Source organism: Epilithonimonas zeae (genome assembly GCF_900141765.1).
Lineage (GTDB): Bacteria > Bacteroidota > Bacteroidia > Flavobacteriales > Weeksellaceae > Epilithonimonas > Epilithonimonas zeae.
On sequence record NZ_FSRK01000002.1, the window covers coordinates 776,676 to 801,557 of the forward strand.

22 protein-coding genes are annotated in these 24,882 nt (G+C 34.7%); 18 read left to right on the top strand and 4 right to left on the bottom strand.

The features are described from left to right. Positions 1-16 precede the first annotated feature (16 nt). On the top strand, positions 17-697 hold the full coding sequence (locus BUR19_RS15315; protein WP_074236308.1) for an RluA family pseudouridine synthase: 681 nt from the start codon (positions 17-19) through the stop codon (positions 695-697). Between the two features lie 44 nt (positions 698-741). On the opposite strand, the gene BUR19_RS15320 is transcribed toward BUR19_RS15315, so the two are convergent. Both BUR19_RS15320 and BUR19_RS15325 read right to left on the bottom strand, forming a co-directional pair. Then, the gene (locus tag BUR19_RS15320) at positions 742-2,886 is read right to left on the bottom strand and encodes an outer membrane beta-barrel protein (protein ID WP_074236309.1); all 2,145 of its coding nucleotides are present in this window, start codon (positions 2,884-2,886) and stop codon (positions 742-744) included. 55 nt (positions 2,887-2,941) lie between these two features. Continuing rightward, on the bottom strand, positions 2,942-5,041 hold the full coding sequence (locus BUR19_RS15325) for an outer membrane beta-barrel family protein (RefSeq protein ID WP_074236310.1): 2,100 nt from the start codon (positions 5,039-5,041) through the stop codon (positions 2,942-2,944). 176 nt (positions 5,042-5,217) lie between these two features. Here BUR19_RS15325 and BUR19_RS15330 point away from each other — a divergent pair, with 176 nt between their 5' ends. The 9 genes from BUR19_RS15330 (at position 5,218) to BUR19_RS15370 (ending at position 11,236) form a co-directional block, all read left to right on the top strand. Further along, positions 5,218-5,565 carry a hypothetical protein gene (locus BUR19_RS15330; protein WP_139297380.1) on the top strand — a complete coding sequence of 116 codons (348 nt, stop codon included), beginning with the start codon at positions 5,218-5,220 and terminating at the stop codon, positions 5,563-5,565. Further along, the gene (locus tag BUR19_RS15335) at positions 5,562-6,578 is read left to right on the top strand and encodes a sensor histidine kinase (protein ID WP_074236312.1); all 1,017 of its coding nucleotides are present in this window, start codon (positions 5,562-5,564) and stop codon (positions 6,576-6,578) included. Before BUR19_RS15330 ends, BUR19_RS15335 begins: the two co-directional genes overlap by 4 nt. Before the next feature lies 1 nt (position 6,579). After that, positions 6,580-7,266, top strand: coding sequence for a LytR/AlgR family response regulator transcription factor (locus BUR19_RS15340; RefSeq protein ID WP_074236313.1), 687 nt, complete (start codon positions 6,580-6,582; stop codon positions 7,264-7,266). Positions 7,267-7,354: 88 nt separating this feature from the next. Then, entirely contained in the window at positions 7,355-7,585 is a 231-nt protein-coding gene (locus BUR19_RS15345; protein ID WP_074236314.1) for an acyl carrier protein, read from the top strand. Then, on the top strand, positions 7,573-8,787 hold the full coding sequence (locus tag BUR19_RS15350) for an ANL family adenylate-forming protein (RefSeq protein ID WP_074236315.1): 1,215 nt from the start codon (positions 7,573-7,575) through the stop codon (positions 8,785-8,787). The genes BUR19_RS15345 and BUR19_RS15350 overlap by 13 nt, the downstream gene beginning before the upstream one ends. Beyond that, positions 8,784-9,506, top strand: a complete 723-nt coding sequence (locus BUR19_RS15355; protein ID WP_074236316.1) for an SDR family oxidoreductase — start codon at positions 8,784-8,786, stop codon at positions 9,504-9,506. Before BUR19_RS15350 ends, BUR19_RS15355 begins: the two co-directional genes overlap by 4 nt. Before the next feature lie 10 nt (positions 9,507-9,516). Further along, positions 9,517-10,092 carry an acyltransferase gene (locus BUR19_RS15360; protein WP_083600792.1) on the top strand — a complete coding sequence of 192 codons (576 nt, stop codon included), beginning with the start codon at positions 9,517-9,519 and terminating at the stop codon, positions 10,090-10,092. A gap of 195 nt (positions 10,093-10,287) precedes the next feature. After that, positions 10,288-10,839, top strand: a complete 552-nt coding sequence (locus tag BUR19_RS15365; protein WP_245799089.1) for an RNA polymerase sigma factor — start codon at positions 10,288-10,290, stop codon at positions 10,837-10,839. 13 nt (positions 10,840-10,852) lie between these two features. Then, entirely contained in the window at positions 10,853-11,236 is a 384-nt protein-coding gene (locus tag BUR19_RS15370) for a hypothetical protein (protein ID WP_074236318.1), read from the top strand. Positions 11,237-11,289: 53 nt separating this feature from the next. Here the strand turns inward: BUR19_RS15370 and BUR19_RS15375 are convergent, their stop codons facing one another. Both BUR19_RS15375 and BUR19_RS15380 read right to left on the bottom strand, forming a co-directional pair. Then, complete coding sequence (locus tag BUR19_RS15375) at positions 11,290-13,560, bottom strand: aconitate hydratase (protein ID WP_074236319.1); 2,271 nt, start codon at positions 13,558-13,560, stop codon at positions 11,290-11,292. A 306-nt stretch (positions 13,561-13,866) separates the two neighbouring features. Continuing rightward, positions 13,867-16,644 carry a bifunctional aconitate hydratase 2/2-methylisocitrate dehydratase gene (locus tag BUR19_RS15380; RefSeq protein ID WP_074236518.1) on the bottom strand — a complete coding sequence of 926 codons (2,778 nt, stop codon included), beginning with the start codon at positions 16,642-16,644 and terminating at the stop codon, positions 13,867-13,869. 365 nt (positions 16,645-17,009) lie between these two features. On the opposite strand from BUR19_RS15380, the gene BUR19_RS19300 reads away from it, so the two are divergent. The 8 genes from BUR19_RS19300 (at position 17,010) to BUR19_RS15420 (ending at position 24,851) form a co-directional block, all read left to right on the top strand. After that, positions 17,010-17,354, top strand: a complete 345-nt coding sequence (locus tag BUR19_RS19300) for a DUF2752 domain-containing protein (RefSeq protein ID WP_379974339.1) — start codon at positions 17,010-17,012, stop codon at positions 17,352-17,354. Positions 17,355-17,376: 22 nt separating this feature from the next. Next, the gene (locus tag BUR19_RS15390; protein ID WP_083600794.1) at positions 17,377-18,045 is read left to right on the top strand and encodes a WG repeat-containing protein; all 669 of its coding nucleotides are present in this window, start codon (positions 17,377-17,379) and stop codon (positions 18,043-18,045) included. Between the two features lie 241 nt (positions 18,046-18,286). Further along, positions 18,287-20,389 (top strand): TonB-dependent receptor, encoded by a 2,103-nt coding sequence (locus BUR19_RS15395; RefSeq protein WP_074236321.1) that lies wholly within the window; start codon positions 18,287-18,289, stop codon positions 20,387-20,389. A 159-nt stretch (positions 20,390-20,548) separates the two neighbouring features. Further along, positions 20,549-21,220 (top strand): T9SS type A sorting domain-containing protein, encoded by a 672-nt coding sequence (locus BUR19_RS15400; RefSeq protein ID WP_074236322.1) that lies wholly within the window; start codon positions 20,549-20,551, stop codon positions 21,218-21,220. A gap of 91 nt (positions 21,221-21,311) precedes the next feature. Continuing rightward, entirely contained in the window at positions 21,312-21,989 is a 678-nt protein-coding gene (locus BUR19_RS15405) for an HU domain-containing protein (protein ID WP_074236323.1), read from the top strand. Then, complete coding sequence (locus tag BUR19_RS15410; RefSeq protein WP_074236324.1) at positions 21,961-22,485, top strand: acyl-CoA thioesterase; 525 nt, start codon at positions 21,961-21,963, stop codon at positions 22,483-22,485. Before BUR19_RS15405 ends, BUR19_RS15410 begins: the two co-directional genes overlap by 29 nt. Before the next feature lie 76 nt (positions 22,486-22,561). Continuing rightward, on the top strand, positions 22,562-23,494 hold the full coding sequence (locus BUR19_RS15415) for a 2-hydroxyacid dehydrogenase (RefSeq protein WP_074236325.1): 933 nt from the start codon (positions 22,562-22,564) through the stop codon (positions 23,492-23,494). Between the two features lie 103 nt (positions 23,495-23,597). Beyond that, on the top strand, positions 23,598-24,851 hold the full coding sequence (locus BUR19_RS15420; protein WP_074236326.1) for a serine hydrolase domain-containing protein: 1,254 nt from the start codon (positions 23,598-23,600) through the stop codon (positions 24,849-24,851). Positions 24,852-24,882: the final 31 nt, after the last annotated feature.

Sequence of the window (24,882 nt, forward strand, 5' to 3'; positions counted from 1 at the left end):
ATAATTATAACAACTAATGGAATCTTCTCAAATCGTTTACGAAGACAATCATATGATGATCATCAACAAAAAAGCCGGACAACTCGTCCAGGGTGATAAAACTGGTGATTTGTCTTTGCTGGAACTGATTAAAGATTTCATCAAAAAAAGAGACGATAAACCAGGCAATGTTTTTCTGGGCTTGGTTCATAGGATTGACAGGCCAACTTCCGGTTTGGTTATTTACGCCAAAACTTCCAAGGCACTTTCCCGATTAACTCAGATGGTAAAGAATCGTGAAGTTAAAAAAACGTATTGGGCAGTTGTTGGAAAAGAAATGATTCCGAGTTCGCAGAAATTGGTTCATTATCTCCAGAAAAACGAGAAAAATAATAAAGCAATCGTTTATACCAAGCCGACTGCAGGCGCAAAAGAATCGATACTTACCTACAATTTGATCAAGACCTTAGACAATTATCTTCTATTGGAAGTCGATTTGGAAACAGGAAGACATCATCAGATCCGTGCTCAATTGTCAAAAATCGGAGTTCCTATCAAAGGCGATTTGAAATACGGTGCGCCTCGTTCCAATGCTGATGGAGGGATCTCACTTCACGCCAGGAAACTGGAATTTGTTCATCCTGTTACGAAAGAGAATATACAAATCATAGCGCCAGTTCCGCAGAACGATGCAGTCTGGAAAGCTTGTGAAGAATAAATTAATAAAAAAAACCGAAAGAATTTCTTTCGGTTTTTTTAGTTTTATAAAGTAGAGGTTTCTTCTTTCTTCTCTTGGTTCAGCATATTCGGAGCTTCTTTCGCCAACTTGTTTTTCGTTGGGATTTTATAATTGAAAGAAAGTCCAAAGTTTCTTGTGTCATTCTTGTTTCTAATGTAAACATTTGGAAATGCATTTGTTGTTCTCAGATTCGTTTCGTTGGTGTTGAAAACATCATTAGCAAATAAGGTAAGTGTCATTCTATCTTTATTAAATTTTCTTGATAAAGATAAATTCAGTGTGTTGTAGAATGATTTGTTTGGATAGAAAAAGAACTCATTTCCTTTTGTAAGGTAAGTGTAATTCGCATTGAACTTTACTTTGTAAGGTAAAATAAATTGTCCTGATATGTTATAAGTCCAGTAACCTTTCGGATTAATGATTTGATCTATTTGTTGGAATTGATATGAACCGTAAAGGAAGATAAAACTTACCTGATCTGGATTCATATCCATTTTCATAATGTCTTTGAAAGGGGTGTTGAAAATGGCCAAAGGAATTGGGAATCCGATGTTGAAATTATGTGTTTTCAGGCGGTCAAGATTGTTACTGGTTTGTAAAATCACATCGCCTTTTCTCTCTACAATCTGCACGATTTGATTTTTGGTATTAGTAAAGTTGTATCCGATAAATGCATAATTCAAAGCGCTTAACTTAATCTCAAAATTATCAAAAATCGTTGGCTGAAGATTGGGGTTTCCAAAGAAATCGATGTTATTGCCTCCGTATCTGGTGTTATTTGGATTTAGGTTGGCAACATTTGGTAGCGTGATTTTCTTATTATAATTGACATTAAAGAAAGCGATTTTTGGAATAATGTTGTACTGAATGCTCGCATTCGGGAACACTTTGAATTTTTCAAAAGGTACCAGATCTTTATAGATTCCTTCTTCAGGATTTAAACTAATTCCATTAATATTATAATATTCTCCGCGAAGTCCCAAAGCAAAATCCATTTTTCCTTTGGTGGCACTAGCTTCTGAATAAAATGCGGTTGTTTTACTTTTGTAATCCAAATTTTCTATTCCATAACTATCTGCTGAAAATTCCAGTTGATCGTAGTAAGCACCTAAACTTAATTTTCCTTCATCCAAAACATTAATCGGTTGTGCATAATCAACTCTGAAATTATAAACATCTTGATTGGAACCATTTTTACCAATGTTTTTCATATCTGAAAATGCTGGTGAAATCTTCTGATTAGCTTGCTCAAAATCATTACTGAAATTAGTATAAGAACCTTTAAATTCTAATTTTTTGTTTTTATCAACAAATTTTTTCTGATAAGTCGCAGTCACTTCATTTCTCGTATTGCCTTGGTCAATTTTGTCCTTATCAATAGATTCTTGTCCATTCCTCAACGAATAGGCATCTACATAACGGTCAGAAGAACCTAAAGAAAGATTGTAATTCAAAAGCAATCTATCTTGTCCGATATCAAAAGTGAAGGCACTTCGCAAATATTGATTTCTGTTGACATTATCATTGTAAAGTCTTGAAATTTCGTCAATCGTGGATTTGGTTTCGCTTTCGTTATAATTTTGTCCGACATTGAGCTGCCAGCCAAACCATTTATTTTTCGAATTAAGTGTTAAACTATTATTGAATTTGCTTCTAAAATGATCATAATTACTGAAGCGATAACCTCCGGCATAAGTTGCAGACAAATACGATTTTGCATTTTTGCTCGTGATGATATTGATAATCGCGCCACCAGAAGTTGCAGGAAACTCTGCTCCAGGTTGTGTAATGATTTCGATTTTTTCGATGCTGTTTGCAGGAAGTCCTTCCAGATAAGCGGTTAGTTGCGTGCTGTAGATATTCAATGGTCTTCCGTCCATATAAACATCTAACGATTTTCCTTGGTAAATCATCCCAGCCATTTCGGAAACCACTAACCCAGGAATTTTTTGCAATCCTTCTAATGTATTTCCGGAGTTAAGATGTGGTTGCTCCGAGAAATCGTAGATCGTTCTGTCTGCTTTTTGTTCAATTGCTTTTTTAGTTTTGGTAATGGTGACTGCTTCTATTTCTTTTTCTTTGTTGTCATCTTTTTTAGAAGTTTCCTGTGCGAAGTAGATTTGACTTAGAAATAATGCAGAGATTGGAAGAATAGATTTTACTTTCATAGTTTAGTTTGTAATTGATTAGACTTCCAAAACCTCGATTTGTTACATCGATGAACTATTGAGCTCTATCTTTTTCTTCGAAATTGATATTCTTTTTATTGATCTGCTTTTTGTTTCCGAAAGTGTAATTCACGCTCAGACGCAGGCTTCTTCCGTCCCAATAGTTATTAAAATGCTGACTGTTATCAGTGAAATATTTATCTCCACGGAATCTTTGTGCAAAAATGTTTGTTACCGTTGCATTGATTTGAAGTTGCTTTTCCATTAGAGAGACCTTGATTCCGGAATTCAGATTAGAGAAATTGTGGAAGTAAGAATTCACGTTTTTGTAAGGTAAACTTTGGTCGTAGTTTAGGAACAGAGCAACCGTTTTTGCTTTATTTAAAGTGAATGTATTGTTGATAGAATAACTTACCGAAGTTCCTTTTGAGGTTTCTGCCTCGATGTTGAAAACTTCCGAGTTCTGATAAGATGCATTCGCAGAAATGGTAGCCTCCCAAAATTTGAAGAAAGTATCTGTATAAGAAACATTAGCTCCATAAAAATTATTGTTATAGTAGTTCTGATAATCTCCATTTTGAGAAATACCATCCAAGTATCCGATTTGTCCAAAAGCATTAGTCAATCTAAGATAATAAATGCTTGTCGAAAACTTGTTGTTATACGTATAACTTAGTTCATAATTGTTGATGTAGGAAGGCTTCAGCAAAGGATTTCCTGATGAATAAGAATATGGATTTTCATACCAACGGAACGGATTCAGATTGCTCATACTAGGTCTGTTGATTCTTCTGGAATAGGACAAGCTGAAAACATTTTTATCCTCTTTATAAGAAACAAAAGCCGAAGGAAACCATTGCCCGTAAGAGAAATTATTCACAGAGCTTTTTACAACTGTATTTTCATAACGGATTCCCGCTTTCGTTTCCCAATGTTCTCCGAAATTTTTCGCAAAACTTCCGTAAACAGCATAATTTTCCTCGCGATAATTAAAAGTGCTGCTTTTTTTATCATCAATGACATATTGATTTTCTTTTAAATCCAGATATTTTAAATCTGCCGAATTTCTGAATTGATTGAATTTCACGCCTGTTTCAATCGTTCCAAATGAAAAAGGTAATTCCAAATCACCTTGAACGGAGAAAATCTGAGGCTTGATTTTTGACAACGTTTTCACATCTTGAATGGTATTTTCAGGAAGCGTTAACGTTGAAAAATTAACTTCTGTATCATTATTATTTCTGTAAAAATTACTAGCAAAACTCAATTTTTTTCCAAGCGAATCCAACTTCAAATCATAATAAGTGCTGAAAGTTTGCGTCGGAGATTTTTCTCTGTGAAAAGTATTGGTTAACAAGTTTTTTTCTGTCAAATCAGAAGCGATGTTTCTTGTGGTGTTGAGAATATCCATTCCTGATTTTTCGTGTCCGAAAATATACTCAATCCCAACTTCTGAGTTCTTGTTGATTTTGTAAGATGCGTTCAAACTTGGTGTCAAATCTTGCCACATATCTTTTCGTGTAGATTCACTGTAATTCTGAGATGCTCCAAGGATGTTATATTTTTCATTAGCACGTTTTGCACCTTCTATATAACTTGTTTTTAAACTTAAACTAAGTTTCTCGGTTTGATAATTCAAAGTTCCATTCGTGCTTCCGTTGAAGTAAGTTCGTTGTGTCAAACCAGTGCTGATATTGCCGCTGAAACCAAGATTCGGGTTTTTCTTTAGAATAATATTGATGAGTCCGCTATTTCCTTGTGCTTCATATTTCGAAGGTGGCGTTGTAATCACTTCTATTTTCGAGATATTTTCTGAACGAATCGATTTCAAATAATTCAAAAGTGCAGTTCCTGTGAGATTCAGCATTTTCCCATTAATCATCACATTCACGCTGCTTTTTCCTGTGATAGAAATCGTTCCGAGATTTTCATCTACTTTCAGCATTGGGACATTGGCAAGCGTTTCGCCGGCATCCATTCCTTGAGAAGCGATTGATGCGTCGACATTGAAAATCAATCTGTCAGCTTTTCTCTCCAAAAGTTTTTTCTTCACAAGAATATTGACTTGTTCGATTTCTTTAAGACTGTCTTTTTGAGTCTGCGCAAAAGTTGCTGTTGAAAGTAGAGTTGCGATGAATAGGTATTTCAGTTTCATAAGTTTATTTTAATCGTTGTAAAATCTTGATGCAAATGTATTTTCAAGACTTTCCTTATGAAATAGCGTTTAGATTTGATGAGGTTTTAAGTCGACCAAAATATTTTCATCGGTAAAAAACAGGCGTTCATAGAAATTGCCAGTCAAAACCCTTTTGTTGTTACTACTTTTGAGCTATGAAAAAATTAATACTCATTCTAATTTTAATATCTACGGTTTCCTGTATTGGTAAACATAGAGTAGACGTCTGGAAAACGATGATGATTGCCTCTGGCGACAGCATTATTATCAATAAAGTAAAATCGCCCGCAACTTTATCAATTAAAAACCTATCAGATAAAGAGGTAGAATTGGTTTCTAAATTGACTATGCAAAAAAGTATAGAAGCGCAATCCGAATTTAATTACAGATTGCCAAAAAAGAGCAATTTGATTTTAGTGAACGCAAACGCAGAACCAGTTTCTATACATTTGCACTATTCTTCTAATAAACCAATTATCATTAATAACAAAGAACTACGATGAAAAAGAAACAAATCATTTGGCTTCAAATCATCTATTGGAGTCTCAATTTTTTTGGAACTGTGATTACGCCTTTGTATTTCTTTGACAGAGAGAACAATTTGCAGAGTACGGTTTTGAGAATTACCTTTTTTCTCGCGGGGATTATTACGTTCTATATTTGTTATTTGGTCATCATTCCAAAAGTTTTCAGACAGGAGAAAGTTTACACGGTTATTCTTTCATTTTTCCTGTCGATTCTCTGCTTTGCGACAGTCCGATATTTGATGGAGGAAGTTTTGCTGCCGGCTACTTTTGGATTTAGAAATTACAATCAGGAAACAGGATTGCTTTATTACTTTTTTGATAATATTTATTACGGCTGTATCAATGTCTTCATTGCTGGAATAATGTGGTTGTTGGAAAAATTTGGAGTGATTGAAACCGAGAGACAAAAACTGGAACAGGAAAGAAACGAAGCGAAAATTCAGGCTTTGAAGACGCAGATCAATCCGCATTTTATTTTTAATACCCTAAATAATATCTATTCTTTGGTATATCAGAACTCCGAAAAAGCGTTGCCTGCGATTGAGGAATTGAGTCAATTGTTAAGATATAGCACGAAGGATTTGGAGAAAAATTTCATTCCATTGGAAAAGGAAATCGGTTATCTGGAAAGTCTGATAGAATTGGAAAAACTCAGAATCAAAAATCCGGAATTATTAATGATTGAAAAAAAAATCAATCATTCCAACCTTAATATTTCGCCAATGCTTTTGGTCCCATTTGTAGAAAATGCATTTAAACACGGCGATTTCAGTGGGAAAGGTTTCACTATGAAGATTTCGGATGACAATCAAACTTTGAATTTCCACCTTCAAAACTTCAAAAAACAAAGGTCAAAAGATTCACTTTCCGGAATTGGAATTGGGAATGTGAAAAAACGACTGGAAATCCTTTATCCCAAAAGACACGAACTGAACATCAGTGAAACGGAAACCGAATTTTCTGTAGATTTGAAAATTGATTTGAAATAAAATGAAAAGGATAAAATGCATTGTTGTAGATGACGAACCACTTGCAGTTTCTTTGTTGGGAAGTTACGTTGAGAAAATTCCGTTTTTTGAGCTGGTTTTTTCAACGGAAAACCCAATTGAAGCTTTAGAATATATTCAGAAAAACGAAGTCGATTTGATTTTTTTGGATATTCAAATGCCGGAACTCACGGGAATCAATTTTATGAAAATCGTTGGCAATAAGATGAAATATATTCTCACAACAGCTTATGCAGAATATGCTTTGGAAGGCTATGAACATAACGTTGTGGATTATCTTCTGAAGCCGATTTCGTTTGCTCGTTTTGAAAAAAGTGCATTAAAAGCGCAGGAACGGTTTGCAGTAAATCAAGATTCTCAGGATTCTTATTTTTTTGTCAAATCTTCCGGACAGCAGCATAAAGTCAATTTCAATGATATTCTTTTTATAGAAAGTATCAAAGACTATGTCAATATCAAAACTGAAAATCAGGAATACATTGTTCTTGATACTTTGAAATCTTTGGAAAATCAATTACCGGAAAATTTTGCCAGAGTTCATAAATCATTCATCATCAACATTGATAAAATCGAGAAAATGGATGTTAAGAATGTCTCTATAAATTCTGATATAGAAATCCCAATCGGAGAAACTTATAAGTCCGAATTCTTTCTGAAAATTAAAAAATAATAGTTTATATCCATAATATTCTAAATTTCTTCACTTCTAATTGTAAACAAAACAGAAATATTGTTAATTTTGCAAGAAACACATAAAGATGCAAGAAAAATTATTGACGATTATCAACTCCATCAAAAAGAATAAATTCGAAGAACCCGTTTTGGAAATCACTCCGGAACAGACCCTTAGAGAAAATCTTAATTTCGATTCTTTCGATCTGGCTGAACTTACCGTTAAAATTGAAGAAGAATTCGGAATCGACATCTTCGAAGATGGTTTAGTCAATACAATCAACGAAATCTATACAAAACTTCAATGTTTTTCTTAATAGATCAGAATTTTTCTTTGTCTTACGAAGAAATTCTGACAGAAGTCAATACATCTGATTCATATACAGATTGCTACATTTACCCAGATTTGAAATCTTTTTTTCTCAACTGGATTTTTGCATTGGTCAATGAGCAAAATATTGCGTTGATGGATTCTGATATTTCTGAAAAAGAGATTCTGTCAAACGATTTAAAGATCAATCAATTAATCAAAATTGAAAATCCGAAAAAGTTTTCTTCAGTAGAAGAATTGATCAATTCAATTAAAAATTCTCAGTCGGAGATTACATTATTTACTTCCGGAACAACTGGTTTTACAAGAAAATTCACGCATCCTTTGAAAAATCTGATTAGAAAGATTAATGTTTCTGATGAGAGAAAAAATGATGTTTGGGGTTTTGCTTTTAATCCGACTCACGTTGCCGGCGTTCAGGTTTTCTTTCAGGCAATATTGAATCAAAATCTTTTAGTCAACGTCTTTTTGGCGCCGAAAGATTTTATAATTGATTCTATCAAAAAATACAGAATCACAAATCTTTCTTCCACTCCAACTTTTTATCGATTGCTTTTGCCATTGAAAGAGTCTTTTGATTCGGTGAAAAAAATTACTGTTGGTGGCGAAAAATCTGACGCTTATTTGATTTCGGAAATAGAAAAAGCTTTTCCTAATGCTAGAATCAACAATGTTTATGGTTCTACGGAAACAGGACCTCTGTTTTCTTCTCAGAATGACGAGTTCTTTGTTCAGGAAAAGCATATTGGTTTGATAAAAGTGATCGATGACGAATTGTATATCCATAAAGATTTATTTGGAAAAACAACGCAACTGAATTTGATTGATGATTTCTACGCAACTGGCGATTTGATTGAGTGGATTGATGATGAACAAAGAAGATTCCGATTCACATCAAGGAAAAATGAATTGATCAATGTCGGCGGTTACAAAGTGAATCCTTATGAAGTGGAAGACGAATTAACTCAGCACCAAAACATCCGAAATGTAAGAGTCTATGGGAAATCCAATGCTGTTTTAGGAAATATCATTTGTTGCGAAATAGAACTGCATCCAGATACAGAATTGAGAGAAGAAGAAGTCAGATTTTTCTTGAACGGAAAGATTCAAAACTTCAAAATTCCCAGAAAAATAACTTTTGTTGATAAAATAGAATTAACCAGAACCGGAAAAAAGAAAATAGTATGAATGCATTGATAACGGGAGTTTCCAGAGGTGTCGGTTTAGAAATCAGCAGATTGTTTCTGGAAAACGGGCATAATGTTTATGGAATCAGCAGAACCGAATCTGAAAAATTAAAGGATCTTGAAAAGCAATATCCAGAAAATTTTTTCTTCAAGACATTCGATTTGTCCAATCCGGAAAATATCCAACAAGAAGTTTTCAAAGACTTTGTCAAAAATCAAATTCCGATACACGTATTGATCAACAATGCGGCGATGGCTTATGATGATATTGTTACGAATCTTAATTACGAAGATTTGAAAACAATGTTCGATGTCAATCTGTATTCGCCAATGTTTTTGACGAAATATGCCATCAGAAATATGATTTATAACCGAGTTTCCGGAAGCATCATTCATATTTCTTCGATTAGCGCACACACGGGTTACAAAGGACTTTCCATGTATGCCGCCTCCAAAGGCGCTTTGCAATCTTTTTCCAAGAATATTTCCAGAGAATGGGGAGAACGCGGAATACGTTCCAACATCGTCGTTCCTGGTTATATGGAAACCGCAATGAATGCAAAACTGACTCAGGATCACAAAAACAGAATCTTCAAAAGAACCGCATTGAAAAAAGAAACCGATATGCAGTCTGTGGCAGAAACCGTTTTGTTTCTAGCAAGTGAAAAAGCAAAATCGATTACTGGACAAGAAATTTTTGTAGATTCCGGAACATTATAAAACACAAACTATGATCAATCTAATATATAAAGCATTGAATATCATTCCGAAAACGATTGCGAAAATCGAGAAGCTATATTCCTACAGTATTCTCAATTCGCATTCCGGAGTCACGCTTCATTCGGATCTTAAAATAGGAAAGGCGACTACTTTTGAGCTGGATGATAATGCCAAATTCAAGATTGGAACAAATGTTATTTGGAGAGATCATAATGCCATTAGAATAAGAAACGGAGGAACATTAATTTTCGGAAATAATGTAGATCTCAGTCATTATATTTCCATCAATTGTCTTGATAAAATAGAATTGGGCGATGATACATGCATTGCTGAAGGCTGCAAATTCTATGATCATGACCACGCTTTCGATACAAAACCAGAATACATTTGGCATAAAAACAAATTCAACACAGCACCAATCATCATCGGGAAAAATGTGAAAATCTATAGTAATGTTACTGTTCTCAAAGGCGTAACAATTGGCGATAACTGTATTATTGGTGCAAATTGCGTTATTTCCAGAAACGTTCCAGCCAATTCCATCATCTTCGGAAAACACGAATTGATGAGGTTGCCGTTGATGTAATTTATTTGGGCAGCTATTTCCGTCTTCCACTTCCAATCTTTTTATTTTTTTGCAAAAAAATAAAAAGGATTTCCGCTCAAGCCGGGCTGCGTGTAATTCAATATTTTAATGATACTTTAGAAAAAAATAAAAATTTTTAAAGTAAAAAAAAATCAGCGTCGTCATATTCATATGGAGTCGCTATCTTTACAGCAAATGGCCGAAAAAAAATCTGCATCGATTACGGAAGTCGTAAAAAATTACGGCTCTCAGCTCTTGCGCTTTATTAATTCTAAAGTGGCAAAGACAGAAGATGCAGAGGATATTCTGCAGGAAGTTTGGTTTCAAACCAGCCGATTGACTAACTTGAACGAGTTGGAAAATGTCGGTGCCTGGTTGTATTCGGTTACCAGAAACAAAATCATCGACAGTTACAGAAAAAAGAAAAGCGAATCTCTGGAAGATTTTGTTTATCAGGATGAAGACGGTGAACTGAATGTGAAAGATATTCTTTTGGCTGATGATAGCAATAGTCCGGAACTCGGTGTTTTCAAAGAGATGTTCTGGAATGAGCTGATGAAAGCTTTGGACGAATTGCCGGAAAAACAAAAACGGGTTTATATCCAAAACGAATTGGAAGATAAAACGCTACAAGAAATTGCTGACGAAGAAGGCGAAAACATAAAAACAATCATTAGTAGAAAATCATACGCCGTAAAACATCTGCGCAAAAGATTGCAAAGTCTTTATGATGATTTGAACGATTAATATTTAGAATAAAATGAAAAGAAATAAAAAGAAATTTTGGTTAGCTATTCCTTGCATTATTGCAGCGATAGGTTTATTTGTATGGTTTTTCCAATGGCTTTGGAACATCCTTTTGCCTGACATTTTAGGTGTGAAAGCGATTAATTATTGGCAATCTCTGGGGATTTTGGTCTTATCAAAGATTTTATTTGGAGGGTTTAATGGGAAGAAAAAATTCGGGAGACGACATCATTTTGAAGGACAAGATGCTATGAAAGAAAGCTGGAAGCAGAAGTTCGAAACCCAATTCTGTGGCAGCGAAGAAGAGCGTGAAAAGTTCAAAGAAATGTGGAAACAACGATTCGAATCTAAGTTCTGCAGACCAGAAGAGCCTCGGACAGAAGAAAGTAAAGCATAAAAAGAAAAGTCTCACAATTTGTGAGACTTTTTTATATCTGTAAAGTAAGTTTTTTAACTTTCTTTTTCCATTGCTTTGATAAGATTAAGGGCAGAGCCAGCTTTGAACCAGGCAATTTGTCCGGCATTATAAGTATGGTTCGTTTTAACAATATCCTTAGTTCCATCAGCGTGAACAAATTCCAAAGTCAATTGTTTACCTGGTGCAAATTGGTCTAAGTCTAAGAAATTAATTGTATCATCTTCCTGGATTTTATCATAATCTTCTTTGTCTGCAAAGGTTAATCCAAGCATTCCTTGTTTCTTAAGATTGGTTTCGTGGATTCTGGCAAAAGATTTTACCAAAACGGCTCTCACACCAAGATGTCTTGGCTCCATTGCTGCGTGTTCTCTGGAAGAACCTTCTCCATAATTCTCATCACCGACAACAATCGTTGGAATTTCTGCAGCTTTATATTGTCTTGCAGAATCTGGGACTGGCTTATACTGGCCATCCAATTCGTTCTTAACATTGTTGGTTTCCATATTGAAGGCATTCACAGCTCCGATCAACATATTGTTGGAAATGTTGTCAAGATGACCTCTGTATTTCAACCAAGGTCCGGCCATAGAAATGTGATCGGTAGTACATTTTCCATAAGCTTTGATGAGTAATCTTGCGCCTGTGATATTTTGTCCATCCCAAGCTGGGAATTCTTCTAATAACTGAAGCCTGTCTGAGGTTGGAGATACAATTACCTCTACATTAGAACCATCTTCAGCAGGTGCAATATAACCGGGATCATCGACATCAAAACCTAATTTTGGAAGATCGTCTCCGCTTGGTTCGTCCAGCATTACCTCAACACCATCTTTATTTTTTAATTTATCAGTCAAAGGATTGAATCTCAAATCTCCTGCAATTGCCATCGCAGTTACGAGTTCCGGCGAACCAACGAAAGCATATGTGTTTGGATTGCCGTCCGCTCTTTTGGAAAAATTTCTATTGAATGAATGAACAATCGTATTTTTTTCCTGTTTTTCAGCCCCTTCACGAGCCCATTGCCCGATACAAGGTCCACAAGCATTGGCAAAAACTTTACCACCGATTTCATCAAAGGTTTTTAGGAAACCGTCTCTTTCGACAGTAAATCTTACTTGCTCTGAACCTGGAGTGATGGTATATTCAGCTTTTACTTCAAGATTTTTTTCTTTAGCTTGTTTAGCAACAGAAGCAGCTCTTGCAATGTCTTCATAAGAAGAGTTGGTGCAGGAACCAATCAATCCAACTTCAATTTTTGTTGGCCAGCCGTTTTTCTCAGCAATTTCTTTCATCTGAGAAATTGGCGTTGCCAAATCCGGAGTGAAAGGTCCGTTAAGATATGGTTCTAAAGTATCAAGATTGATTTCGATAACTTGATCATAATATTTTTCAGGCTCTGCGTGAACTTCTGGATCAGCTTTCAAAACGTGAGCAATCGCATCAGCTGCATCAGCCAAATCTTCTCTGTCTGTTGAACGTAGATATTTGCTCATATTTTGGTCGTACTCAAAAATAGAAGTTGTTGCTCCGATTTCCGCTCCCATATTACAAATTGTTCCTTTTCCGGTACAAGAAAGCGAATTAGCACCTTCTCCAAAATATTCTACAATAGCACCAGTTCCGCCTTTTACAGTAAGGATTCCTGCAACTTTTAGAATAATATCTTTTGGAGCTGTCCAACCGTTAAGTTTTCCTGTTAGTTTAACACCTATCATTTTCGGGAATTTCAGTTCCCAAGCCATTCCTGCCATTACATCCACAGCATCAGCGCCGCCAACTCCAATAGCGACCATTCCAAGTCCACCAGCATTTACAGTATGAGAATCAGTTCCAATCATCATTCCACCAGGGAAAGCATAATTTTCTAAAACAACTTGATGGATGATACCAGCACCAGCTTTCCAGAAACCAATGCCATATTTGTTGGAAACGGATTCTAAAAACTGATATACTTCGTTGTTTTTGTTATTTGCATCTACCAAATCAGTTGCAGATCCAACTCTTGCTTGAATCAAATGGTCTAGATGAACTGTGGAAGGAACTGCTACTTTTTTCTTTCCAGCCTGCATAAATTGTAAAAGCGCCATTTGCGCCGTCGCATCCTGCATTGCCACTCTATCCGGAGCAAAGTCTACATAAGATTCTCCTCGTTTGAATGCTTCTTTTGTCTGTGAAGAAAAAAGGTGAGCGCAAAGAATTTTTTCTGAATAAGTAAGAGGTCTTCCCATAAAAGCTCTTGCTTCGTTTACTCTGGTTTCGAAATCAGAATAAACTTTTTTGATCATATCCAAGTCAAAAGTCATATCTCGATTTTATTTTTATTGTTAAATTAATTCCCAAAATTCAAGGGCTGAAGTTGAGAATTTTACTGTAATGATTTATCAAATACTATTCCTATAGCTTTTAAAAGAGGATTAATAAGTTGAATAATCACAATGTTTTATGTCTATCAAGTTAAGCAAAAAATGAAAATTTTATCATTGACATAGGTTAAAATAATTCCAGTCGCTCTTAAATGGAAAGATTCTAAACAAAAAATGGAAGACTTCAAAAAGAAATCTTCCATTTTAATTATTTGAAATAGTTTTTCGACTACAATTTAAAATCTATTAGTGACCAACGGTAACCAATTCTTTGATAGATGGCACGAAAGTAGTTAAGTCAATTCCCTCAACAGCTTCTTTGTATTCGTCGATATTTGGAATTCTTCCAATAATCGCAGACAATACAACTACCGGAGTAGAAGCCAATAAAGATTCCCCTTTTTTACGTTCTGAATCTTCAACCACTCTTCCTTGGAAAAGTCTTGTAGAAGTTGCCAAAACAGTATCTCCTTTTTCAGCTTTCTCCTGGTTACCCATACAAAGGTTACAACCTGGACGCTCAAGATACATCATATTTTCATACTGAGTACGAGCTTCACCTTTTGGAGCATTATCATTAAATTCAAAACCTGAATATTTTTCTAACAATTCCCAGTCGCCTTCAGCTTTTAGTTCGTCAATGATATTATAAGTAGGAGCTGCAACAACCAATGGTGCATTGAATTCTACTTTACCATTTTTCTGTTCAAGATTTCTCAACATTTGAGAAACGATTTTCAAATCGCCTTTGTGAACCATACAAGAACCTACGAAACCAAGGTCAACTTTTTTCTCACCACCGTAGAAAGTAAGGTCTCTGATTGTATCGTGTGTATATCTTTTAGAAACATCGTCATTGTTTACATCCGGGTCAGCAATCATTGGCTCAACAATAATGTCTAGGTCAACAACCACTTCAGCATAATATTTTGCATTTGCATCCGGAGTCAAAGCTGGTTTATCACCCGTTCTGATTTCCTCGATTCTCTTGTTTGCTTTGTTAATTAGACCTTGAAGAACGTGATTATGGTTATCCATTCCTTTGTTGATCATAATCTGGATTCTGCTTTTCGCAATTTCCAATGATTCAATCAAAGTATCATCTTCAGAAATACAGATAGAAGCTTTTGCTTTCATTTCTGCAGTCCAGTCTGTAAATGTAAATGCCTGGTCAGCCGGAAGTGTTCCGATGTGAACTTCGATAATTCTTCCTTGGAAAACATTTTCTCCGTCAAATTGCTTTAACATCTGAGCCTGAGTTGCGTGAACTACATCACGGAAATCCATATGCTCTTTCATATCACCTTTGAAAGTCACTTTTACAGATTCAGGAATCGGCATTGATGCTTCGCCTGTTGCCAAAGCAAGAGCTACAGTTCCAGAATCAGCTCCGAAAGCAACACCTTTAGACATTCTTGTGTGAGAGTCACCTCCGATGATGATTGCCCATTCGTCAACCGTAATATCGTTAAGAACTTTGTGAATAACGTCTGTCATTGCGTGGTATTCACCTTTCGGGTCACGTGCTGTGATCACTCCGAAATCGTTCATAAATTTCATTAATTTAGGAATATTAGCCTGCGCTTTTTTATCCCAAACAGAAGCCGTGTGACATCCAGACTGATAAGCTCCGTCTACAATTGGAGAAATCACGGTTGCTGCCATAGATTCTAATTCCTGAGAAGTCATCAAGCCTGTCGTATCCTGAGAACCAACAATGTTTACTTCTACACGAACGTCTGAACCTGCATGTAATAATTTACCTTCCGTAACACCCACTGCATTTCTGTTGAAGATTTTTTCAACAGCAGTCAAACCTTGTCCTTCGATAGAAATTTCTTTAGAAGGTGCGAAAACTGTAGGAGCTGTAATTCCTAATGTTTTTGCAGCAAAAGTCTGGATTTTTTTACCGAAAACGATAGCGTAAGAACCACCGGCTTTGATGAATTCTAATTTTTGAGGAGTAAATGATTTTGAAATATCTTTCAATTCAGTATCTCCGTTGTATAATTTCTTTTCTTTGGTATTGATTGTAAGAACAGTTCCTGTAGCAACAGAATATTTTTCTTCTAAAACAATATCACCATTTTCATTACGAACAGGGTTTCCATTTTCATCTGTTTTTTTAACCCAGTTTTGTAGGTCAATTCCGATACCTCCGGTTACATCAACTGTCGTTAAGAAAATTGGAGAAATACCGTTTGTTCCTGCTACAATGGGAGCGATGTTTACGAAAGGTACGTAAGGGCTTGCTTGTTTCCCAGTCCAAAGTGCAACGTTGTTCACCCCAGACATACGAGAAGAACCAACTCCCATTGTTCCCTTTTCAGCAATAAGCATTACACTTGCATCAGGGTGTTGAGCTTGAAGCATTTTGATTTCGTCCTGCGCTTCAGGTGTAATCATACATTTCCCGTGAAGTTCTCTGTCTGAACGAGAGTGAGCCTGATTTCCCGGAGACAATAAATCTGTAGAAATATCACCTTCACCAGCGATGAAAGTAACTACTTTAATTTCTTCTGCAACTTCAGGAAGTTTAGTGAAAAATTCTGCTTTTGCATAGCTTTCTAAAATATCTTTAGCGATTACATTACCAGATTCGAAAGCTTCTTTTAAACGTGCTGTATCAGCATCATATAAGTAAACCTGAGTTTTAAGAACTTCAGCAGCTGGTTTTGCAGTTGCATCGTCATTTCCTAAAGCTAAATCAAGTAAAACCCCAATTGAAGGTCCTCCTTTCATATGAGATAGTAATTCGAAAGCGAAAGTTGGTGTGATTTCTTCAACCACAGATTCGCCAAGAATAATTTCTTTTAAAAACTTAGCCTTTACCCCTGCAGCACTTGTTGTACCCGGTAAAGTGTTATAAATAAAAAATTTAAGAGAATCAGCTCTGTATTCATTATTTGTGTCTTTGATTTGTAAAATGATCTCGCTCAATAAATCAGCGCTATCAATCGGCTTTGGATGAAGCCCTTGGCTTTTTCTTTCTTCAATCTCTTGGATGTAATCCTGATAATTCATAATAATAGAAGTCTTTTCATTCTTTAATTTAGAAGATTTGTTACTATTGAAAGACTCAGATAGAAACAAAATCTATGTGTAGTGAGATAGTTTTCAGATTTTTATTTAAATAAGTGCCTGATTCTATCGATGAAATTTAATTTCTTATTAAATTCGCCCAAATTTACGAAATTCTGAGCTTTTTTAAGAATAGAATAATTTAGATTAAAAATAAATTAGATGTCTTTTATCTATATTTTATATTTTTATCATAATAATTTATATTTTGAGAATCGGAAATCAGATAGAAATATATCATTTTGGAAATCAGTAAATTAATTAAAAATAATAAAAAAGAGATAGGCGTTTTTGTCTTTTTCCTGATTTTGATTTCCATTTATTTTTTCTTTGATCCTTCGAAAAATTCATATTTCCTAAAGTGTCCACTAAAAGAATTAACGGGTTATGATTGTGCAGGTTGTGGTGTGCAAAGGGCTTTTCATGAATTGCTCCATTTCAGATTTTCAAGAGCTTTCCAATATAATCCATTATTTGTTATAGCAATTCCTTTCTTATTGTTATTCTTTGTGTTAAAGTCTTCTAAAGCTTATACTAAAACATGCTGGTTTTATAATTTTTTGAAAAGTAAACTGTTTTTTTTAGTCGTTTTAATAATAGTTTTATTATTTTCGCTTTTCAGAAATACGGATTATTACAAAAGTCTTTTCTGAATTTCTAACACACAAACTGACGATGAAAAAATTACTAAGCTTATGTCTCACAGGCTTCTTTCTTGCGACATATTCTCAAATGAAGGATACGGCTGTTCCTGCACTTATTCCTCAGACTATCAATCAAAAAACGGGTTACGTCAATCAATCAGGTAAAGTTGTTATCCCAGCCGAATATCATATTGCAATGTTCTTTTCCGAAGACTGTAACTTACTTAATTCTCCCAATGAAAAAATTAGAATTTATGGTTCTGCGGATTATGCAACAGTTGAGAAAAATCAAGTTTCCTACAGAATAGATAGAAAAGGTACACGGGTTTACCAGTATAAAAATGAAGATCTGGGTAAATGTACTTTTCCATACGAGTCTCCAAAGTATAAAGCTTTTGTAATGAATGGTTTTTACGGTTTGGTTAGCAAAGAGAATGTAGATTATAAAAACTATAAAGATTTTGAAATCTATCCACAGTATCAGATGTTGTATGTATTAGATAGTGATAAAGAAAACCCAATGATTGTTGCAGTTTTGGATAATAAATTTGGTGTGATTAATAAAAATAATCAAGTGGTTATCCCATTTGTTTATGATGATATCAAAACTAATCTAAGCTGGAAAACGGCTAATCTATTTGAAGTTTCCAAAGATGGGAATCAATATTTTTACATCAATAAAAATAATCACGCATATTAATTAAAATTTTTCTAATTTCGCAGTCAGAAATTTAAGGGGTGCTGTAACAAGCTGAGATTATACCCAATGAACCTAGAACAGATAATGCTGTTTAGGGAAACATTCATTATAGATGATGAATGATAAAAGATGAATGATTAATAATAACGTTATAAAAAATCATTTATCAATCATCAAAAATCATTTATAACCATAATCGCCCCTTTTATTCTCATAAATTTTAACAATTAAATTTAAAAGAATGAAAGGATTTATTTTTTTAGGAGTGTTCATTGCTCCATTTTATTTTTCTCAAACTACAGATTCTACACAAGTTACAAGTATTCAGGCTGTAGAATTTACCAAAAGAACACCAACTGCGAAAGCAATTATTAATGTTCAAAAAGATTTAGCAGATAAAAATTTGGGCCAGGATTTGCCGATTCTTCTAAAAAATCAAATGTCTGTCATTTCAACTTCCGATGCAGGAAATGGTGTTGGTTACACAGGTTTTAGAATCAGAGGAACGGCCGGAACCAGCATCAATGTGATGATGAATGGTGTGCCTTATAACGATTCAGAATCTCAAGGGACTTTCTTCGTTAACGTTCCGGATTTGACAAGCTCAGCATCGCAAATTGTGATTCAGAGGGGTGTTGGAACTTCAACGAGTGGCGTTGCGGCTTTTGGTGCTAGTGTTAATGTAATTTCCAAAGATCCAGAAGAGGCTTTTTCTGTAAAAACGGATGACTCTTATGGCTCATTCAATACTTACAAATATTCTGCAGAAATCAATTCGGGGAAATTTTGGAAAAACCGTTTGTCTGTGATGGGACGATATACGCATATCCATTCTGATGGTTATATTGACAGAGCTTCTTCCAATCTTTATTCTTATAATTTTTCTGCTTTGTTTCAGGAGAAAAATACGGAGTTAAGGTTTTTAGCTTTTGGAGGAAAAGAAAAAACTTATCAAGCTTGGAATGGTGTTGATAGAGCAACTTGGGAGACTAATCCAAAGTTCAATTATTCAGGAGCAATCTATGATGCAAACTGGGAAAATATCGTAGATTTTTATGATAATGAGACGGATAATTACAGACAAAATCATTATCAATTATTATGGAATCAAAGATTTTCTGACAATTGGAAATTAGAAACTACAGCGCATTATACCAAAGGAAAAGGGTATTACGAAAATTACAAGCAAGGCGATCCTTTTGCACGATATAATTTACCTAATCAATTGGTGAATGGAGCTGAAGAAGAGTACGGCGATTTTATCAGAAAGAAATGGTTGGACAACAATTTTTATGGTATGATTTCTACTTTGTATGGAAAGTTGGGCAATCTTGATTTGAATATTGGGGCGGTTGCCAATCAATATTATGGAAAACACTTTGGCAATGTAACAGGCGTTTTTATACCAGAAATCAATGAGTTTGAGTATTACAGAAACCGGTCTTTGAAAAATGAAATTTCCGGATTTGCAAAAGCAATTTATAAACTCAATCAATTCGAATTCTTTGGAGATTTGCAATTGAGAAACATTGATTATGATACAAAAGTGATTACCCAAGGTGATAAGGAAGGTTTGGATTTAGATAGAAAATGGACGTTCTTTAATCCGAAAGTCGGGATTAATTATAATATTGAAAACGGAAAAGTGTTTTTGTCATATGCCAATGCACATCGTGAGCCAAACCGAGACGATCTTTTTGCAAATCCGAGCACAAAAGAAGAAACCCTACACGATTTTGAGGCAGGTTGGGAACAGCAATTTGGAAAGGTTGTGTTGACGGCTAATGCCTATTATATGGATTACCAAAATCAGTTGGTTTTGTCTGGTAGAATCAACAATATAGGCGAGTTTATTCGTGAGAATGTGGACAAAAGTTATAGATTAGGTATCGAATTATCCGCTCAGAGTAGACTTTCAGAAAAAATTCAGTTAGGAGCCAATTTATCTTTGAGTCAGAATAAGATTAAAGAAATCAATTCGGTTCAAAATGATGCAGATGTTGTTTTGAAAGATTCTGATATTTCTTTTTCGCCTAATATCATTGCGAATGGAAATGTGGTTTATTCGCCATTCAAAAATTTCAATCTTGGTGTTACAGCGCAATATGTGGGCAAACAATATTTGGATAATCTAGAAACTGCTGATAATCAATTGAAAGATTACTTGGTTCCAGATTTCAATATGTCTTACAAGTTACCATTACAGAAACAAGAAGTGACTTTTAGATTTTTATTAAATAATTTCACTAATACTAAGTATGTCAACAACGGTTTTAGTGGACCATATTACTTCTCACAAGCCGGAATTAACTTCCTTTTTGGGGTTTCTTTGAAGTTTAAATAAAATTTTAATGTTGATTATTAATTAGTTATGTTGTTTTTAAGGTCTGATTGTAAATTTTTTGCTATTAACTTAAAATTAATATTAGATTTACAGATAGTTCAAAACATTTTTGTGAGGAATGGTTTGAATGATTTATATAGACCTTAAAAATTAACATTTATGAGAAAATTTTATTCTTTAGCACTTGCTATGCTTGCAGGTGTGGCTGTATCGGCGCAATTAACAACCCAAGTAGTAAGCGCTGGCGTTTTCAAACTAACTTATGGTGCAGCTAATGATTATTCATTTTATGATCCAGGGTTTGAAGTTCCAACATTCTATGTCCATACTTGGATTACACAAGCTGATAATTCTGCAAACATATCTTATGATGATTCTTGGAACAACTCTAATGTTACAATGAACTGGAGCGCAGCTGATAATGCTTACGTCGGTATAATTGATTTGAATACAAAAACATTCACCAATACTAATAATATTGTCTCTGGCGGTACAACAGTTCAGAAAGTGGGGATTGTTTTCAAAGATCAGCAAAATGGTGCAAGTAAACAATCTGCCGATTCTTCCGTTGTTGGACCAACAACGCTTGCTACAATGGCAGTTTCAGAATCTAATGGAAAGTCAAAATCTCAGGTTGCAGCCGGAAAATTATTTACTTCTGTAAAAGGAAATCTGGATATTACAGTTTATGATTTCGGAGGAAAAGTAATCAAGACCTTAAAAGTAAACGCAAATGGAAATCCAATTGATCTGAACCTTTCTCAAAAAGGAATGTTCTTGGCAACGATTTCTGGCAACAACATCTCAGAAGTTGTGAAATTTGCATACTAACTTTAATTAATTCATATCAAATCAAAAAGGTTGCTGTAAAAGCAACCTTTTATATTTTCTTTAACATCAAAAATTATGTAGTTTTGTGGCGATGAATTTTGAATATCTTTTATATCAATATCTTCTGAAGCATAATAGGGCAGAAGTTCCGGAATTTGGTGTTTTCGAACTTACCAAGGAATCTGCCAAAATTGATGCAGAAAACTCTATTATTATTCCTCCGAAAGAAACCGTTACTTTCGAGTATAATCCGTCTGGTTACGACAATCAGCTAGCAAAATATATTGCTGATGAAACCAATTCCAATCTTTTCATTGTTCAGATGAATTTGAAAAATGAAGTGGCAAAGTGGTTTCAGAAATTACAGACTGAAAATGTTCTTAATCTTGAGAATCTAGGACAATATCAATTAAACGAAGATAACAAGGTTGTTAAAGTAACAGATAATGATGATGATGTCTTTGGTTTTGAAAAAGTGGATTTGCAACATCTTAAAACTTTAAAATCAAAAAATAATTTTACAGAAGATTACAGCTTTAATAAAAGTGTAATCTGGACTTTTCTAAGTGTAATTGTTGTTGGAGTAGCAGCGTTATTTCTTTTTGGAGACCAAGAATTAATATTCGGAAAATCATCAAATATCCCGAAAAAACAAATTGTCAAAACAGTTGAGAAATTAAAAGTTTCGGTCGCTCCCAAACAAGATTCTATAAAAACAGATAGTATAAAACCTACAACTAATGCAAAAATCCAAAAAACCAATAGATAGCCTTACGGTAATGACGAATATTGTCTTACCCAACGAAACCAATTCATTAAGAAATCTTTTCGGAGGCGAACTGTTGTCAAGAATGGACAGAGCGGCTTCTATCTCAGCAACAAGACATTGCGAAAGAAGAGTTGTAACGGCGTCTGTTAATCACGTTTCTTTCAATCATCCGATTCCAGAAGGTGGAATTGTCGTTTTGGAATCCAAAGTTTCCAGAGCATTTGGAACTTCTATGGAAATCTATGTGGATGTTTGGTTGGATGACCCGATTAATCAGACAAAAATTCAAACCAATGAAGGGATTTATACTTTCGTGGCAGTTGACGAGTTCAATCGCCCGATTCCAATTCCTCAGTTGGAGCCAGAAACAGAATTAGAAATCATTCGTTTCGATGCTGCTTTACGAAGAAAAGAATTATCGTTAATCCTTTCCGGAAGAATGAAACCTGCAGATTCTGTGGAACTCAAAAAATTGTTTTTAGGCACAGAAGAATAAATATACGAGCTTTTATTAGCTCGTTTTTTGTGATATTTAAACTAAAACCTTCGACCTTATTTCTAAAACCTTCCCAATGAAAATCATTCAACTCGATAAAAATCATCCATTAATTTCTGAACAATTGACTGCAAAAGGTTTTGTAGTGGAAGAAGACCATTCTTCAACTTACGATGAGGTTTTGGAAAAGATTGAAGATTATGAAGGAATCATCATCCGAAGCCGAATACCATTGGATAAGAATTTTTTGACCAAAGCTTCTCATCTCAAGTTCATTGCGAGAGTAGGAGCAGGAATGGAAAATATCGATACTGAAACAGCTGGGAATTTAGGAATCAAATTAATTAATTCGCCGGAAGGAAACCGAGATTCTGTTGCGGAACACGTTGTTGGAATGTTGTTGATTCTGATGAACCGATTATTCATTGCGTCTAATGAAGTGAAAAACGGAATCTGGAAACGAGAAGAAAATCGTGGTGATGAATTGTTGGGAAAAACTTTCGGGATCATTGGTTACGGAAATATGGGAAAAGCAACGGCAAAAAGACTTTCAGGTTTTGGTGTTGAGGTTATTTTTTACGATATTTTACCTAATCTTTATGATGAATTTGCAACGCAGGTTTCTTTGGAAGAACTTCAAAAAAGAGCAGATATTCTGAGTCTTCATATTCCTTTGACAGAACAAACTCATTATTTGATTGATGAAGAATTTATTTCAAAAATGGAAAATAATTTTTATTTCGTCAATACGGCTCGTGGAAAAAATTTAAAAACTAAAGCTTTAGTACAAGCCATTGAATCAGGCAAAGTTTTAGGTGCTTGTCTGGATGTTTTGGAATACGAAAAGTCATCTTTTGAAAATCTGGAAACCGAAAATCAGGATTTGAAGTATTTATTAGATTCTGAAAAAGTGATTGTTACGCCGCATATTGGAGGATGGACACATCAAAGTAAAGAAAAACTTGCTCAAGTTATCGTTGATAAAATTCTTGGAGATTTTAAAAATTAAATCTCGAAACATTTCTCCACATTTAACAATTCTTAAGAAAATTGATGTCTTCTAAAAACTCATTTTATGTTAACTTGCGAGCCTTAACGAAGTTTGGAGAACAATGAATTTTAGAAAAATAATTACAGTCGGTCTAGCAGTCGCAACCATCATTTCCTGCAAAAAACAAAAAGAAGAAACAGCAGAAATTTACCAATCCAAACTTCCCAATTACAGCAACGTCGATTTATCCAAAGTATTTACGCCAGCAGAATCTACTTTAGAAAACGAATCCACAATCCTTCCTGTCATCAATAATTATTATCAGAAGGTCTGGGAGCAAGGTGACCTAAGTGGTGGAATTCTTGTTGCTAAAGGTGATAAAATTATCTTCGAAAAATACAGAGGTTTTGGCAGAGAAAATAAACAAATGCCAATTGATGAGAATACGCCGCTTCACGTAGCTTCAGTTAGCAAAACAATGACAGCAATGGCTGTTTTGAAACTGGTTGAAGGAGGAAAGCTAAGATTAGAAGATGATTTGACTAAGTTTTTTCCAAAGTTTCCTTATAAAGATATTACGGTTTTCAGTTTGTTGTCACAGAGAAGCGGACTTCCAAAATATGAACATTTTGACCAAGGCATCAAACCTGCTCCGGAAGAATTAAAAAAAGACTTCATTACGAATCAGGATGTTTTGGATATGTTGATTAAATACAAGCCGGAATTGGCGCGACTTTCTAATACTGGCTTTATGTATTGCAACACCAACTTTGCTTTGCTAGCGCTGATTGTAGAGAAAGTGACTGCAACACCCTTTCCGGAAGCGATGCAGGAGATTGTTTTCAAACCATTGAAAATGAATCATACCTTTATATTCCAGAAAAAAGATATTCCGACAGCTTCACAATCCTTCTTTAGCGGTTACAGATTATATCCTTTGGACAAACTGGATTTGATTTATGGCGACAAAAATGTTTACACAACGCCAAAAGATTTATTGAATTTTTCAGTCGCTCTCTTTTCAAAAGATTTTTTGAAACCTGAATTGGCGAACAAAATCTTCGAACCTTACAGCAACGAGAAAAAAGGCATTAACAATTATGGTCTTGGTTTCCGAATGAAGGAGTTCGATAATGGCGAAAAATTGACTTATCACAATGGTTGGTGGCACGGAACCAATTCGGTTTTTGCGCATCTTCTTAAATCGAAAGTGACGATTATTGCTATTGGAAACAAGTATTCACAAAGAGTTTATTCCGCATTGTCGTTATCTGGATTGTTTGAAAATTTCCCTTTTGAAATGGAAAAATTCAATAAGACAATGAATCCTAAAGGCACCTCGGCGGAAAGTGATTCCGCAAATGTTGGAGATTAAAATATTTTATATATTTACTAAAAAATAATAA

Bases quoted from the DNA above. Each gene is read 5' to 3' on its own strand.
- BUR19_RS15315 (WP_074236308.1), top strand. From the start codon at position 17: ATGGAATCTTCTCAAATCGTTTACGAAGACAATCATATGATGATCATC.
- BUR19_RS15320 (WP_074236309.1), bottom strand. From the start codon at position 2,886: ATGAAAGTAAAATCTATTCTTCCAATCTCTGCATTATTTCTAAGTCAA.
- BUR19_RS15325 (WP_074236310.1), bottom strand. From the start codon at position 5,041: ATGAAACTGAAATACCTATTCATCGCAACTCTACTTTCAACAGCAACT.
- BUR19_RS15330 (WP_139297380.1), top strand. From the start codon at position 5,218: ATGAAAAAATTAATACTCATTCTAATTTTAATATCTACGGTTTCCTGT.
- BUR19_RS15335 (WP_074236312.1), top strand. From the start codon at position 5,562: ATGAAAAAGAAACAAATCATTTGGCTTCAAATCATCTATTGGAGTCTC.
- BUR19_RS15340 (WP_074236313.1), top strand. From the start codon at position 6,580: ATGAAAAGGATAAAATGCATTGTTGTAGATGACGAACCACTTGCAGTT.
- BUR19_RS15345 (WP_074236314.1), top strand. From the start codon at position 7,355: ATGCAAGAAAAATTATTGACGATTATCAACTCCATCAAAAAGAATAAA.
- BUR19_RS15350 (WP_074236315.1), top strand. From the start codon at position 7,573: ATGTTTTTCTTAATAGATCAGAATTTTTCTTTGTCTTACGAAGAAATT.
- BUR19_RS15355 (WP_074236316.1), top strand. From the start codon at position 8,784: ATGAATGCATTGATAACGGGAGTTTCCAGAGGTGTCGGTTTAGAAATC.
- BUR19_RS15360 (WP_083600792.1), top strand. From the start codon at position 9,517: ATGATCAATCTAATATATAAAGCATTGAATATCATTCCGAAAACGATT.
- BUR19_RS15365 (WP_245799089.1), top strand. From the start codon at position 10,288: ATGGCCGAAAAAAAATCTGCATCGATTACGGAAGTCGTAAAAAATTAC.
- BUR19_RS15370 (WP_074236318.1), top strand. From the start codon at position 10,853: ATGAAAAGAAATAAAAAGAAATTTTGGTTAGCTATTCCTTGCATTATT.
- BUR19_RS15375 (WP_074236319.1), bottom strand. From the start codon at position 13,560: ATGACTTTTGACTTGGATATGATCAAAAAAGTTTATTCTGATTTCGAA.
- BUR19_RS15380 (WP_074236518.1), bottom strand. From the start codon at position 16,644: ATGAATTATCAGGATTACATCCAAGAGATTGAAGAAAGAAAAAGCCAA.
- BUR19_RS15390 (WP_083600794.1), top strand. From the start codon at position 17,377: ATGAAAAAATTACTAAGCTTATGTCTCACAGGCTTCTTTCTTGCGACA.
- BUR19_RS15395 (WP_074236321.1), top strand. From the start codon at position 18,287: ATGAAAGGATTTATTTTTTTAGGAGTGTTCATTGCTCCATTTTATTTT.
- BUR19_RS15400 (WP_074236322.1), top strand. From the start codon at position 20,549: ATGAGAAAATTTTATTCTTTAGCACTTGCTATGCTTGCAGGTGTGGCT.
- BUR19_RS15405 (WP_074236323.1), top strand. From the start codon at position 21,312: ATGAATTTTGAATATCTTTTATATCAATATCTTCTGAAGCATAATAGG.
- BUR19_RS15410 (WP_074236324.1), top strand. From the start codon at position 21,961: ATGCAAAAATCCAAAAAACCAATAGATAGCCTTACGGTAATGACGAAT.
- BUR19_RS15415 (WP_074236325.1), top strand. From the start codon at position 22,562: ATGAAAATCATTCAACTCGATAAAAATCATCCATTAATTTCTGAACAA.
- BUR19_RS15420 (WP_074236326.1), top strand. From the start codon at position 23,598: ATGAATTTTAGAAAAATAATTACAGTCGGTCTAGCAGTCGCAACCATC.